The sequence below is a fragment of the Arthrobacter sp. M71 S08 genome (genome assembly GCF_059089725.1).
This window is the reverse complement of record NZ_JBNHEY010000004.1, coordinates 58,118-71,518: the sequence shown is the minus strand read 5'-3', so window position 1 is coordinate 71,518 and position 13,401 is coordinate 58,118. Positions and strand designations below refer to the sequence as shown.

General features: G+C 62.2%; 11 protein-coding genes. 5 read left to right on the top strand and 6 right to left on the bottom strand.

What is annotated here, in order from left to right; all coding sequences use genetic code 11:
- Nucleotides 1-1,358: 1,358 nt before the first annotated feature.
- The 5 genes from trxA to AC5RTB_RS09935 all read right to left on the bottom strand — a co-directional run bounded on the left by trxA (nucleotide 1,359) and on the right by AC5RTB_RS09935 (nucleotide 6,779).
- The gene (gene trxA, locus AC5RTB_RS09955; protein WP_490891015.1) at nucleotides 1,359-1,682 is read right to left on the bottom strand and encodes a thioredoxin; all 324 of its coding nucleotides are present in this window, start codon (nucleotides 1,680-1,682) and stop codon (nucleotides 1,359-1,361) included.
- A gap of 22 nt (nucleotides 1,683-1,704) precedes the next feature.
- Nucleotides 1,705-2,697: a thioredoxin-disulfide reductase gene (gene trxB, locus AC5RTB_RS09950; protein ID WP_494061177.1), complete on the bottom strand. Its 993-nt coding sequence runs from the start codon at nucleotides 2,695-2,697 to the stop codon at nucleotides 1,705-1,707.
- 163 nt (nucleotides 2,698-2,860) lie between these two features.
- On the bottom strand, nucleotides 2,861-4,366 hold the full coding sequence (locus AC5RTB_RS09945) for an ABC transporter substrate-binding protein (protein WP_494060913.1): 1,506 nt from the start codon (nucleotides 4,364-4,366) through the stop codon (nucleotides 2,861-2,863).
- 82 nt (nucleotides 4,367-4,448) lie between these two features.
- Nucleotides 4,449-6,176, bottom strand: a complete 1,728-nt coding sequence (gene murJ / locus AC5RTB_RS09940; RefSeq protein ID WP_494060912.1) for a murein biosynthesis integral membrane protein MurJ — start codon at nucleotides 6,174-6,176, stop codon at nucleotides 4,449-4,451.
- Nucleotides 6,177-6,248: 72 nt separating this feature from the next.
- Nucleotides 6,249-6,779 carry an NUDIX hydrolase gene (locus AC5RTB_RS09935; protein ID WP_494060911.1) on the bottom strand — a complete coding sequence of 177 codons (531 nt, stop codon included), beginning with the start codon at nucleotides 6,777-6,779 and terminating at the stop codon, nucleotides 6,249-6,251.
- 172 nt (nucleotides 6,780-6,951) lie between these two features.
- Here AC5RTB_RS09935 and AC5RTB_RS09930 point away from each other — a divergent pair, with 172 nt between their 5' ends.
- Nucleotides 6,952-8,397 (top strand): CCA tRNA nucleotidyltransferase, encoded by a 1,446-nt coding sequence (locus tag AC5RTB_RS09930; protein WP_494060910.1) that lies wholly within the window; start codon nucleotides 6,952-6,954, stop codon nucleotides 8,395-8,397.
- Complete coding sequence (locus AC5RTB_RS09925; RefSeq protein ID WP_494060909.1) at nucleotides 8,394-9,041, top strand: histidine phosphatase family protein; 648 nt, start codon at nucleotides 8,394-8,396, stop codon at nucleotides 9,039-9,041. Before AC5RTB_RS09930 ends, AC5RTB_RS09925 begins: the two co-directional genes overlap by 4 nt.
- Here AC5RTB_RS09925 and AC5RTB_RS09920 read toward each other — a convergent pair.
- Nucleotides 9,038-10,198: a DUF418 domain-containing protein gene (locus AC5RTB_RS09920; RefSeq protein ID WP_494060908.1), complete on the bottom strand. Its 1,161-nt coding sequence runs from the start codon at nucleotides 10,196-10,198 to the stop codon at nucleotides 9,038-9,040. The two genes, AC5RTB_RS09925 and AC5RTB_RS09920, sit on opposite strands and share 4 nt — an antisense overlap.
- 136 nt (nucleotides 10,199-10,334) lie before the next feature.
- On the opposite strand from AC5RTB_RS09920, the gene AC5RTB_RS09915 reads away from it, so the two are divergent.
- From AC5RTB_RS09915 to mshA, 3 genes are all read left to right on the top strand, one after another.
- On the top strand, nucleotides 10,335-11,120 hold the full coding sequence (locus AC5RTB_RS09915) for a DUF8692 domain-containing protein (RefSeq protein ID WP_494060907.1): 786 nt from the start codon (nucleotides 10,335-10,337) through the stop codon (nucleotides 11,118-11,120).
- Nucleotides 11,121-11,572: 452 nt separating this feature from the next.
- Nucleotides 11,573-11,899: a hypothetical protein gene (locus tag AC5RTB_RS09910; RefSeq protein WP_494060906.1), complete on the top strand. Its 327-nt coding sequence runs from the start codon at nucleotides 11,573-11,575 to the stop codon at nucleotides 11,897-11,899.
- 251 nt (nucleotides 11,900-12,150) lie between these two features.
- Nucleotides 12,151-13,398: a D-inositol-3-phosphate glycosyltransferase gene (gene mshA, locus AC5RTB_RS09905; RefSeq protein ID WP_494060905.1), complete on the top strand. Its 1,248-nt coding sequence runs from the start codon at nucleotides 12,151-12,153 to the stop codon at nucleotides 13,396-13,398.
- Nucleotides 13,399-13,401 lie beyond the last annotated feature (3 nt).

Genomic DNA, 13,401 nt, shown 5'->3' with positions numbered 1-13,401 from the left:
GGAAGGGTGGCATCGTTGACCTGGCGTCCGCAAGACGGTTGGCTCGCCTGGGCGGCTTGCGCGGGCGCATATTTCCACCCTACGTTTAGATGTTTCACGTGAAACTGTCCGTACTGGCGGATCTGTGATGCCCTGGGCAACCCGCTCGCTGAGCGAACGGTTCCTTGGTCACGGCGCGAGAGGCGCAAGTGCCGCCGCTGGCGCCGTGCGGGAATCGGTTGCGGCGGACGGTGGTCATTTGTGGCGCTACAACGGGTGGCGGGCACCCGGAACATATGTGAGCCCTTAGGCCCGGATACCTAGGCCTCGCTGAGGTTGCTCAAGGGCGCATCTGAGGTGAAACTTAGGCGTGATCTCGGGCGCGAGAGCAAGGGGTTGGCTCGGCCCATCGGCTGTCAGCTCTACGGTTGCCAGCACTTCCTGTCCTGCTTGTAGGGACTCGAGAGCTGTATTAGGTACTCACTGCCGTCAGTAGGGCAGCCCTAATCTTCTGACAGTCCCGAGGATGGTTGAAGAGGTGAGCCGGCGGCCGGACAGTTTCACGTGAAACAAGGACGTGGTTCCTCCGGTGCAGCCGGGGTGCCCTCGGTTCGGACCTGCGGAACAGGAAGTGGAACTTGGTACCCTCGCTCCCAGGGAGGGAGTATCGATGCTGTGAGTCGTGACCGTGGTTTGCGCGCTGTGTATCCTATACCCCTGCAAGGCCTCTAGCGCGGGCTCGTCAGTGTGAGTTATTGCAGGGTCCGGATGGTATGGATGCGATGTGGGGATTTTATGAGCCTACTCTGGAGCTCAACGCGGCGCCTCCCCGGTATAGAGAGCGTCAGGGCGCGTTTTTTGGATCCGCGCCCTGCCGGGCGAACGGCCTGATGGGTGTTTCACGTGAAACCGTGTCCAGGGTCAGTCACGCGGGTCTGTGACACGGCGGTAAGAATCTAGCCGCTGTTCTGTAGTGCTGTCGCTCCTGAAGGTATGCGGTGGTAACGAGTGGGAATAACGGAGCATCTGAAACCCAGATTAGGTCTGCCGCGGTTGATTAGCGGTACCTCTGATAGCTGACCGAGCGTGACTCTAACGGCGAATACTTCCGATCTGCAATCCGCTAGGTCGGATTCGCGTAGAGGGTTCGTCAGCCTCTTAGGCTATCGATCTCATCTGACCGAAGTCACACCGAGTAAGCGGTCGCAGATCACCTATCCGCCCTACCGACCCTCAACCATCGGCATTACGGGACAAACCGGCCAACCGCCCGGGAAACTCAACGACCGCGTTTCACGTGAAACGGCCTCCCCCTTCAGTGCATAGGAAAGGCCGAGCCGCCTGGAGGGCGGCCCGGCCTTGTCTGCTCTGGCTACTCTTTAGAGGAACTGAGCGAACTCCTGCTCCAGCACCTGCTTCGGTTTCGCCCCAATGGAGGTTGCAGCCACCTCGCCGTCCTTGAAGACGTAGACCGCTGGGATGGAGGTAATTCCGTACTTCGCAGCGGTAGCCGGATTATCATCGACATTTAGCTTTACGACATCGATCTTCTCTGAGTGCTCAGAGGCAATGTCGTCGAGGATCGGCGAGAGTTTGCGGCAGGGGCCGCACCACTCGGCCCAGAAATCAACCATTACGGGTTTCGAAGCGTTGAGTACATCCGCTTCGAACGTTGTATCCGTTACTTCCTTGGCGTTGCTCATATTTTTTTACTCCTTCGCGAGGTTAAACGGCAGCCGTCTCGGACACTTCTTCGGACACTGGCGTTGGTACTTCAGCAGCCGTGTCTACAGCATCCCCGAGGTCGGCAAGGTAGTGTTCTACGTCGATAGCGGCAACACAGCCTGAGCCAGCTGCGGTAATGGCTTGGCGGTAAGTCGGGTCGATCACGTCACCAGCAGCGAAGACGCCCGGCAGGGATGTCTTGGAAGTCCGACCAAGGACGGCGATCGTCCCCTCTTCAGTGAGCTTCAGCTGTTCCTTCACGAGGTCTATCCGGGGATCGTTTCCGATCGCCACAAATACACCCGTAACGAGGAGCTCCCTGGTGGAGCCGTCAACCGTGCTGGAGAGGGTCAGCCCGGTGACCTTGTCGGAACCGTGAATGGCAGTCACCTCCGCATTCCACTCGAACCGAATCTTCTCGTGGGCCAGTGCGCGGTCTTGCATGATTCGCGAGGCACGAAGTGAATCCCGACGATGCACTACAGTGACGGACCGGGCGAACTTGGTCAGGAAAAGCGCCTCCTCCATGGCAGAGTCGCCTCCACCGATAACAGCGATGTCCTGGTCCTTGAAGAAGAAGCCGTCGCAGGTGGCGCACCAGCTCACCCCATGCCCGGACAGTCTCTTCTCATCTTGGAGCCCTAGCTCACGGTAAGCCGAACCGGTCGAAATAATGACCGCGCGTGCCTGGAACCTCTGGCCGGTCCCGATGGTTACGGTCTTGATATCTCCGGTGAGGTCCACGGACGTAACGTCTTCGAAGAGAATCTCTGTGCCGAAACGCGCAGCCTGCTTCTCGAAGTTCTCCATGAGGTCCGGGCCCATGACCCCCTCAGGGAATCCGGGATAGTTCTCGACATCAGTGGTGTTCATCAGTTCTCCGCCTGCGGTGACGGAGCTGGCGATCAGCAGAGGTGAAAGGTTGGCGCGGGCGGTGTAGACGGCGGCTGTGTAGCCGGCCGGACCGGACCCGACGATGATGACGTCGCGGATATCGCCGGATGCATTGCTGCCGACTTCTTTCTCAGTGCTCACGGGTTGAATGGACCTTTCTATCGGTGAGAACGCTCGAACCATCCAGTCCGATCGCGATCAATTGCAACAACGACCTTCCAACACTGGTTATTCCGTGCGGCAGACGAGTCGCGCACAGACGCTAGGAGACGTTGATCTCAGCGATTCGCATGCCCCAGGGGTACTGCGCCTGAACGTTGGAGAGACGGGGTAGCTGGGTGAAGTTGACGATTACATACTGCGCTGTGGGAGGAGCGCCGTCGACCTCGGGGACGTTGAACGTCACAGAGGGGCCGGTGAACCCTGACTGCGCGACCTGGGTGGCGCCCTCAAGGGTCGGCTCATCGTTCAGGAGCACCGTGAAACTGCCGCCGGAGCTATTAAGCTGCTCGATCTGGACTTCGGAGATGTTCGACGGCTCCTCCAGTTCAACCACCAGGGCAAGGTTTTGCGCCAGTCCACCGAAGGTCTCGTTGGCGTATACGAGGCTTCCCCAGAAGCTTGCAGGGTTGCCATCGATGATCGCCCCGAGGTCGCCATCGGTCTGTGAGTTGAGCTCTGGGTTGTCGGGCACGAGGCGAATGACGTTCGACGCCACAGGATCCACAAGCTCCGGTTCCGGTGTTGCATCATCGACAGGGGACGGCGAGGCATCCACGCTTTCCGTCGGCTCAACGGTGCTCTCCGCCGCCGTGGTTTCATTGGCGACAGGCTGATCGAAGATGGGCCGCAGCTGGCTGACAGCGAATACGACCGCGCCGACTATCACGAGGGCGAGGACAATACCCACGAGCAGCCGCGTGAAGCGGGGGTTGTTTTCCCGGTCCTCATCATCGGCGTAGTCGTCGTAGGGGTCGTCGTCGTTGAACTGGGTGCCGGCTGCTGTGGCTCCACCAGCCGCGGCTGCCGCGGGAAAACGCGACGGCGGCCGCTGGGACGCCGAACTGTCCTCTGAACGGGCGTCATCTTCAGACACAGTCGAGGTTTTGGAACGCCCGCTCCGTTCGTCAGCTGCAATTACACGGGGAGGGGCGCTCGGTGGCGGCGGCACATTCGCGCTGTCGCCGGCTCCGCGGGTCGCTGAGATTTCCTGCGGTGCAGTACCCGGGTCCGACGGCGCGGATGCTGCCGTTGCGCTTGCGGCACCACCTGTGGCGGCACCGCCCGCGGCCGCACGTCCGAATCGGGGCATCCGTGCCTTGGGGAGGCGCGAAGGACGCCGCTCCGGCTCGTGGTGATCGTAGTCCTCGTCCTCGTAGGTCTCAGGTTCCGTGGAACGGGCAACGCCGAAAATCTCGGACCCGAGTGTGTCCGTGAAAAACGGTTCAATGAAGGGGGCGTCCTGCTGGATGACCAAGTCGAGGAGGTCCGCGGCTGGGGCGCGGTTGGTGACAAGGTATGTGCCGGCGTCGGTGATTCCGAGGTCAAGGACCTGGATGTGGCCGGCCCGTTCGCCGGTGGCCACCTCACGCGCGCTCGTAGCAACCTGGCTGGCATTGGAGGGCGATGCCATCAGGATGCTGACCGGCCGATTCAGCACCTGATCGACGCCGTCCAGCACCAGGTCCTTCTCAGCAGAGGCCAGTACGTAGGCGGTGACCTTATATCGGCCGCCCAGTACTGAACCGACGTCTACTGCTTCAGGCACGAATTCCTCCCGGATGTGGATACTTTGTACCAATGCTACCGGTGACTTCCGGGCTCACTGGCGTGTACGCGCGGGCCGGCGCTTACCGGCGTCGAAAGCGGGACAGCAGCGGAGCGAGGAAGTCGCTCAACTCGTTGATCCGCAGGACCTTCAGCATTCCGATGTACACCGCGGCCATCAGCGGTCCGGCAATCAAGAGTACGCCGGCGGCGCTCGCCACCGACTGCCAGACGAACCCGTCAGGCTGGTAGGCGCCGAAGAACCACATCAAACCTGCTCCTACGGCTGCTGATACGAGGCCCGCGACGGTGAGGCGGACATGGACGTCATAAATATGCCCGGCGCCGTATCCACCGATCTTTCGGACAAGGAATACATGGCTGACTATGACGGCCACAATGTTGCCGATCGTGAAGCTCAGGGCGAGCATCGGCACGATCAGGGAGGGCTCGAACAGGCTTGCGGTGAGAGCGAGCGCCACCCCCGTAACAGAGAGGATCAGCTGAACCTTCAGCGGAGTGATCGCGTCTTCAGCGGCGTAGAAGACCCTGTTCAGGAAGAAGTTGGCGCTCAGGAAGGGTGCGCCGACCGCAAGCAGGGTGATGACCACCGCATTGAGGGCACCGCCTTCGCGGATTCCGCCGGAGAAGACCATACCGAGCGGCGGCGCCAGCGTAATGAGGGCGGCTGCACCGAAGACGGTCGCGACGCCGATCGTGCGCAGGCCGAGCGACAGTGTCTCCTTGGTGGTCTTCATATCGTTCTGGGAGTGGGCGGCGGCGAGGCGGTTGAACATCACGGTAGCCACCGACAACGCGATGACCGAGTGCGGGAGAACGTAAACCAGCGAACCGATGTCCAGGTTGGTGAGACCGGCGATGTAGGCGTCGTCGGGAAGCTCGGTACGTGCCTCGGTGGCGATCGTGGCCACCCACTGGTTGACCATGTAGAGGCCATTGCCGATCAGCATGGTCACGATAGTGATGGAAGCCAGGCGACCGGTCTTCCCGAGGCCGACGCCGCGCCAGCCGAACCGTGGCCGGAGACCAAGACGCAGACGACGAAGGGGCACGAACAGGACCAGCGCCTGGACGACGATCCCGAGCGTGGTTCCCCCTGCAAGCAGGAGCGTATGGGTGGGGGTCCAGGAATCCGGAGTGTGGTTGGTGGTCCGTTCAGCGCCCATCATCGTGATGAAGGCGATCAGGAAACCGATGGAAACGATGTTGTTTACCACCGGAGCCCACATGTACGGCCCGAAGGACCCGTTGGCGTTGAGGACTTGCCCGATGATCGAGTAGAGGCCGTAAAAGAAGATCTGCGGCAGACACCAGTAGGCGAAGACGGTGGTCAGGGCGAGAGCGTCCCCTGTCACGTTCGTGAGCAGATCCGCCAGGAACGGGGCTGCCAGCGTGATCAGCACCGTCAGGATGAACAGGACCACGGCGGAGAGTGTCATGAGGCGGCTGACGAAGTCCGCGCCCCGGTCCTCCTGCTGGCTTGCCCTGATGATCTGCGGCACCAGCACGGCGTTGAACACGCCGCCCGCGATCATCAAAAAGATGTAGGTCGGCAGGTTGTTCGCTGCCGGGAAGAGGTCCGACACCGCACCGGCTGTTCCGATTGCCGTCGCGAGGAGGGCAACACGTACGAGTCCGAGTATGCGCGATACCAGGGTGCCCGCAGCCATGATCGCGCTGGAGCGTGCTGTTGAATCGGTGGGCGGAACATCGCCCGCGGGAGTGGGACGGCGGCTGGGCACCACGCCCGCATCCTGGACCGGTATTGAGGCGGTATTGGTATCAGACATCGTCACTTATCGTCTCACCAATACGTGCCGGTGCCTGTAACGGGCGGTCACAGCCTCGCAACGAGTGCCGGATCAGAGGTACCGCGGCAGTACTTCCCGGGCGAGATCAGCGATGCGGCGCTCATTCGGGAATGAAAGCTTGCGGCCGAGGTCCGCGAGCGGCACCCATGCCACATCGACGGCCTCGTGATCCGGATCGTTCTCAATGGTCAGATGCCCGCCCGTGGATACGAGCAGGAAGTGATGGACCGTCTTGTGGACGCGGTGCCCGCTGACAGTAAACCAGTAGTCGATGCTGCCCAGTGCGGTGAGCACGCGGCCGCGGATGCCGGTTTCCTCTTCGATCTCCCGCACTGCGGCCTGCTCGTTGTTTTCCTTGTTTTCGGGGTGGCCCTTGGGCAGGCACCATTCGAGCCGCCCACCGCGGTTCAGGCGCGCGATGATCGCCACGTTGAGCAGGTCTGTCGAGGCGTCGACGACGATCCCACCGGCCGATACTTCCTCCACAGTGGGAAGCGTCTGGTGGATCAGGGGCGCGCCTGTCCTGCCCAGTGACGCTGTCAATGGGGTGCGCTTTGGGGCGCTCGGAACGGGACGGTCCATGACCCCACTCTAACTACCTTTGAGGGGCGATGATGACGAGGCGCCCGGCTTCGACGTCTCCACGCAGAACGTTCGGCGTGTTGCTGCGGGAACGGCTGCGATTGCGCCATTCGGCCCGCACACCACAACCCGTAATGGTGTTTGGGCTGATCTCTGGCACGCTTAAAGAACTATGGTGCACCTGTTGGAAAACTCCCCGCTGACCGCCCCGCTTCCGGCTGTGGTTACTGAGCTCGGTCGGCTCTTCGCTGATGCCGGCCATGAACTTTCCCTGGTTGGCGGCCCGGTGAGGGACCTTTTCCTCGGACGGTCTTCACCGGACCTCGACTTCACAACGGACGCAGACCCGGATCAGACAGTCGCGGTCATCCGTCGCTGGGCCGATGTGTTCTGGGAGATTGGCCGGGAGTTCGGCACGATCGGCCTGCGCAAGGGGTCGTTCACCATCGAGGTCACCACCTATCGGGCGGAGGCTTACGATCCGTCTTCCCGTAAGCCGGTGGTCGCGTTCGGCACCAACCTGGAGGATGACCTCCTCCGCCGTGATTTCACGATCAACGCCATGGCTCTGCGCCTTCCTTCGATGGAGCTCGTGGACCCGTACGGCGGGGTGAAGGACCTCCACACCGGCCTGCTGCGCACTCCGGGCGCGCCGTCGTCGTCGTTTTCGGATGATCCGCTCCGCATGATGCGGGCAGCGAGGTTCGCTTCCCAGCTGGGAGTGGAGGTGGCCCCGGAGGTACGGGAGGCAATGACAGCGATGGCGGAACGAATCACTATCATCTCCGCCGAGCGCGTCCGCGATGAGCTGACCAAACTGATCAACGGGGCGCACCCACGGCGCGGGGTGGACCTCATGGTCTCAACCGGGCTGGCCGACCATATCCTCCCGGAGGTGCCGGCGCTGCGCCTGGAGATGGACGAGCACCACCGGCACAAGGATGTCTACCAGCACTCGCTGACAGTGCTGGAGCAGGCTTGTGAACTGGAAACCGACGACGACGGCGCGGTGCCGTCCCCGGACTTCGTCCTGCGGTTCGCTGCGCTCATGCACGACGTCGGGAAGCCGGCAACGCGCCGCTTCGAACCGTCGGGGGCGGTCAGCTTCCGTCATCACGACGTCGTCGGAGCGAAGCTCACGGCAAAACGGATGAAGGCGCTCCGTTTCGACAACGACACCATCAAGGCCGTAGCCCGGCTCGTGGAACTGCACATGCGCTTCTACGGATATGGGGAGGCAGGCTGGAGTGATTCGGCCGTCCGCCGCTATGTCACGGACGCCGGCCCGCAGCTGGAGCGTCTGCACCGCCTGACCCGGTCCGACGTGACCACACGCAACCGTCGCAAGGCCGAGCGGCTGGCCTTCGCCTATGACGACCTCGAGGCGCGCATCGCTACGCTGGCCGAGCAGGAAGAACTTGCGTCGATACGGCCGGATCTGGATGGACAACAAATCATGGCTCTGCTCAACATCGGGCCGGGGCCGGTTGTGGGGCGGGCCTACCGCTTCTTACTGGAGGAACGCATGGAGCACGGTCCGCATACACCGGAGGAAGCTGAGTCGAAGCTGCGCGGTTGGTGGGCCAGTCAACCCGAAGCTGCCGGGGGTGCCTCATGAACCAATCGGGCGCGGCTGCCGCAGACCTGACCGCCGCCGGTACACCGCTCCCGCACCTCTGGCTCCTGCGCCACGGTGAGACGGAATGGTCGCGTGACGGCAACTACACCGGTCTCACCGATCTCGCGCTGACCACGGCGGGTGAGCAGCAGGCACGGGAAGCTGCGAGCCGGCTGGCCGGCGTCGAGTTCGATCTGGTGTTCACCTCCCCGCTGCAGCGTGCCCGGCGCACCGCTGAACTGGTCGGGTTCCCTGACGCCGAAGTAATCCCGCACGCCCACGAGTGGGATTACGGCGACAACGAGGGCCGCAATAGCGCCACGGTCCGCGAGGAAAACCCTGGTTACCTGATCTGGAAAGACGGCGCACCGAACGGAGAAACGCTGGCCCAGGTGGGTGCCCGGGCAGACCAGATCATCTCCCGCGTTCAGGCCGGCTGCGGAACAGTTGCCGATCAGGACCCCGACGCAACTCCCATCCGCAACGCACTGCTCGTGGCGCACGGCCATTTCCTGCGGATCCTCACGGCGCGCTGGCTGGAGTTCGACCCGATCGAAGGGCGGCGCTTCATCCTCGGCACGGCTGCGGTGTGCGCACTCGGCTGGGACAAGCGCACTCCGGCCATCCTTCGCTGGAACATCTAGTTCAGCCGGGACTGTTGACGGTGCCCGCCGTAGGTCACCCGGCGCAGCAGCCACTCGGCCGGTCCTACCCGAACGCGCGAGAGCAGAATCCTGCTGAAAATCAGCTGGGCAAGGAAAACGACGACGGCGGTGCCCGCCACCGCGGCAGCCGGCAGCTGGTCGGAGAGCCGTAGCCCGTAGGCGGTGAAGACGAGCGCCATGATTACTGACTGCATCAGATAGTTGGTGAGGGCGATGCGCCCGGCAGGTGCGAGCAATCCGCAGAGGTGGCCTCCCGCCGTCGTGCGGAAAAACAGCAGGAGAAGGCTGACATATCCAGCTGTCAGCAGGGGCGCTGTGAGGGTGGAGATGCCGAACGCCAGAACGCTGAACCGGGCGCCGTCCACATACGTGGTCAGATATGCCTGGATTATCCCGGCGATGAGTCCGACGGGCAGGCAGGTTGCAGCCGTCGTCGTCAGTGCACGGACGGAAAGCGGACGCTCGAGAAGCCTCGACCTCCCGGCTGCAAGACCGAGGTAGAACATGGCCAGGGAGAGCGGTCCCTGAAGAAACACGACCCCGGTAACGGTGTCCAGGAAGTTGCCGGCATTGGAGGAGAATGCGGATCCCGGTCTATCGACAAGAGCGTCGGGGTCCACGGTGATTGCGGAGGGCGGGATGCCCGTCGGAGCGGCGGCGATAAAAAGGCCCACCGCCAGAATCAGCGATCCAAGGACTCCGATCAGCGCGCTGCCCGTGATGGTTGCCGTGGACGTACGAATCGAGTGCGTGGCGAGCAGGATGAACCCCATGAGCGAGTACGTCAGCAGGATGTCACCGAAGAACACCAGAACGCCGTGCAACAGACCGAGGACCAAAAGCGCTGTCAGACGGCGTAGCAACCGCTGAACGGGGGAAGTTTTCACTGCTACGGCGGCTCGCCACTGCAGAACAAAGCTGTAGCCGAAGAGGAAGGAAAAGAGCAGGTAGAACTTCGCTTCGAAAAGCGCTGCAACGGCGAAGCGGACCGCGAGGTCGGCAGCCGTGGAGTGATTCGGGCTGACTTCTCCGGCGAGGGTGAAAGGGTCGGCGAAGTACCAGATATTGACCATGAGGATGCCACCGAGCGCGAAGCTGCGCAGTGCATCAATCTCCCTGAGGCGCTCTGAGCCCACCTGTTTCCTCTCGTCACGTCCGCGTCGGACTCACTCACCTTCATAATGTCCGATTAGGCTGGACTTTCATCACGAGACATTTGAATCCAATGTGGGTATCCGCTGCTGCGGCCTTGCGCGGAGTCTCAGGAAGGTTATGGCGATCGTGAGCACACTGCGCGAGGGGCACCCGGACAACCGCCGTAAACAGGCGCCCTTTCGCTCGACGGTCGTCGGGAAGCTGATCGCTGCCCTTGCGGGGATCGGCGCTGTCCTCCTCCTCACAGGAGCGGTGATAGATGCCTTTTCGCCCGTGTTTGAAGGCGGCGGACGCATTTCCGCGGCCTTCTTTCTTATACGCGACATGACCTATGCCTCGCGCGAGGACAGTGTGTGGACCTGGTATTCCGTCCTGCTGCTAGCTGCCGTCAGTGCCGCCTTCGCTCTTCATGCCCTGATACGCCGCTCGGCGGGGAAAAGCTTTGTGCCCTTTGTCTGTCTGGCGGTGACCGCGGCTTTTATGTCGGTGGACGAAGCCACGCTATTCCACGAGAAATTCGCCAGCGCCGCGCGCTTGATGGGATTGTCGCTGCCCTTCACCTTCACCTGGCTCGTCATTGGTATCCCTTTTGCGCTTGTTGCCGGCGTTCTGCTGCTTCTGGTGGCCCGCCGCATCGACGTTCAATTGAGGCGCCGGCTCATCGTGGCGGGCGCTGTCTTTCTCCTGGGAGCTATCGGTTTCGAAATGCTGGGCGGAATCGTCGTCAGCCTCTCCGACAACCTCACGCTGCCCGGCACGAGACTTCTCTATCAATTCATCGCGATGATCGAGGAGGGCCTGGAGCTGACGGGTTCGCTGATCGCCCTGTGGGCGACCCTGGCTGCCCTGGACATCCGTTGGACCGGTCGCGGCCTGGTGGTGCGCCTGCCTCAGTCCTCCTGATTTTTCGCGGTAGTCAGGAGCCCTGTCAGCGCCTGCCTCGTCCGGCTGATGCAGGTTATTCCCGGTCAGGAAACTTTTTTGAGGGAATTCTCAGAAAGAGCTAGGCGAAGGCGGTTCAGGTGGGGTAACTTTGAGAGGTGCCATTGGGAGTTGTCAATCTCCCTGTGTTTTGCACTGTTCAGGTAAGCGCTAGATAGAAGTGGAGGTGGGATCGGTGATTAATCTTCTCGGCGGCATGATGGCCGCGCGAACCCGCCCAGCCTCCGCCGTCGCTGCGCACTGATCTCCTGCTGAAACCGGCACTTCTCTCCTAATTCCTTCCTGGGAGAAGTCTCTCTTTCACCCGTTGTGTGTCAGGCGGAATCCGCCTCCCTTTTTCGTGTCCTTTTCACGAATTCCGGGTTTAGTCCCGCGTTTTTTGAACTCACGCATCAAAATCCCAGGAGATATCCATGCCTGATTTGCAGGTCCATTCGGTCCCCATTTCCACCGATCGCACCACGACTCAAGTCGCTGTACAGCCGCGGTCGCAGGGGGAATTCATCATGTCCGGCAACCTCACACGCCTCGACAGCGCGGTTGGCGAACACCCAATCGAAGCTGTTGATTCTGCAGCGGTGATGCCTGACTTCACACAGCGGGAGGAGGTGAACGCCGTGATCAAGAAACTCCGTGAAAGTGTGTCCTTCTGGAAGCGAATACAGGAAACGTCCGTAGCTAACGCCTGGGACAACGCCCAGTCCTATGCACTGCCGCAGCATCACCTGTACATCAAGTAGCAGGTGCGTCCGCGCGGCTGTGTGCCGCTTCCTGTCGATCCGCGAAGGAGGCCCTGATGCAAGTCATCGGTCCTACCAATAGAGAAGCCCGCGCTTCCCAGCGCGGGCTTCCGCCTTTAACGGCTCCGCAATCCGTTACACGTCGCCGGACCGTCACGGAATGTAGCGGCTGGTATGCGCGTTATATGGTCAAACATGGTTAACGGGCACACGCAGGTAAAGCCCACAACATGGATGGTGAAGGAGGGTTCGTGACCCCCGTGAAGCGCGTCGCGATGCTGTCGCTTCACACGTCGCCTTTCGACCAGCCAGGCGGCGGAGATGCCGGCGGCATGAACGTCTATGTCCGCTCAGTCGCGCTGGAACTCGCCAAAGTTGGCATCGACGTCGAAATCTTCACGCGGGCGGCCGCCGACGGAAAACCGCACGTCGAGGAACTCGGGCCAGGCGTTCTGGTGCGGCACCTCATAGCCGGCCCCACCCGCAAGGTCCCCAAGGAAGTACTGCCACAGCTCTCCGATGACATGGCGGACGCAATCTCGGATGCAACCGACTTGCTCGCAGACGGCCACTTCGATGTCATCCACTCCCACTACTGGGTTTCCGGGATCGTGGGCCTGATGGTCTCCAAGTCACTCAATCTGCCGCTGGTCCATTCAATGCACACCATGGCCAGGGTGAAGAACCTTCGCCTCCACGCGGGCGGTGTGATGGAACCCGAAGAGCGGATTGTCGGCGAACAGACGATTGTCGACGGCGCTGATCGGCTCATCGCCAACACGAGCACCGAAGCCGCCGAACTCGAGTCCCTCTACGGAGCAGCTCCTGACAAAGTCGACATCGTCGCACCTGGGGTGGACCTTGACGTCTTCAACGCACAAGACCGACCCGCCTCGCGGGAGCGGCTCCACTTCCCACCCGACGTCTTCCACGTGGTCTTCGCCGGCCGGATCCAGAAACTGAAGGGCCCGCACCTGCTCGTTGAGGCCGCCGCCGATCTCCGGGCACGCCGCCCCGATATCCCGCTGCAGGTCAGCATCATCGGGTCCGGCAGTGGAGCCGAAGCGCTGGAACTGCAGCCCCTCATCAATCGGCTCGAATTGCATGATGTGGTCCGGCTTTATCCGCCCGTCCTTGCCAAACAGCTTGCACACTGGTTCCGTGCGGCCGACGTCGTAGCCATGCCCTCCTACAGTGAATCCTTCGGTCTCGTGGCTTTGGAGGCCCAGGCCTGCGGTACTCCCGTGCTGGCCGCAAACGTCGGCGGACTGCCGCAGGCAATCAGCGACGGCCGGACCGGCGTGCTGGTGAATGGGCACAGCGCCGCCCTGTGGTCGGCGGCACTTGAAGCCCTGCACGACGACGGCGGAATGCGCCGCAGGTTGGGCACCAACGCCGCGGTGCATGCGCTCGCCTTCGGCTGGCAGCGGACCGCGCTGTTCACGGCGCAGAGCTACCGCACCGCCGTCGAGCAGTATGAGGGTGCGCCGGTTCCCTGACCT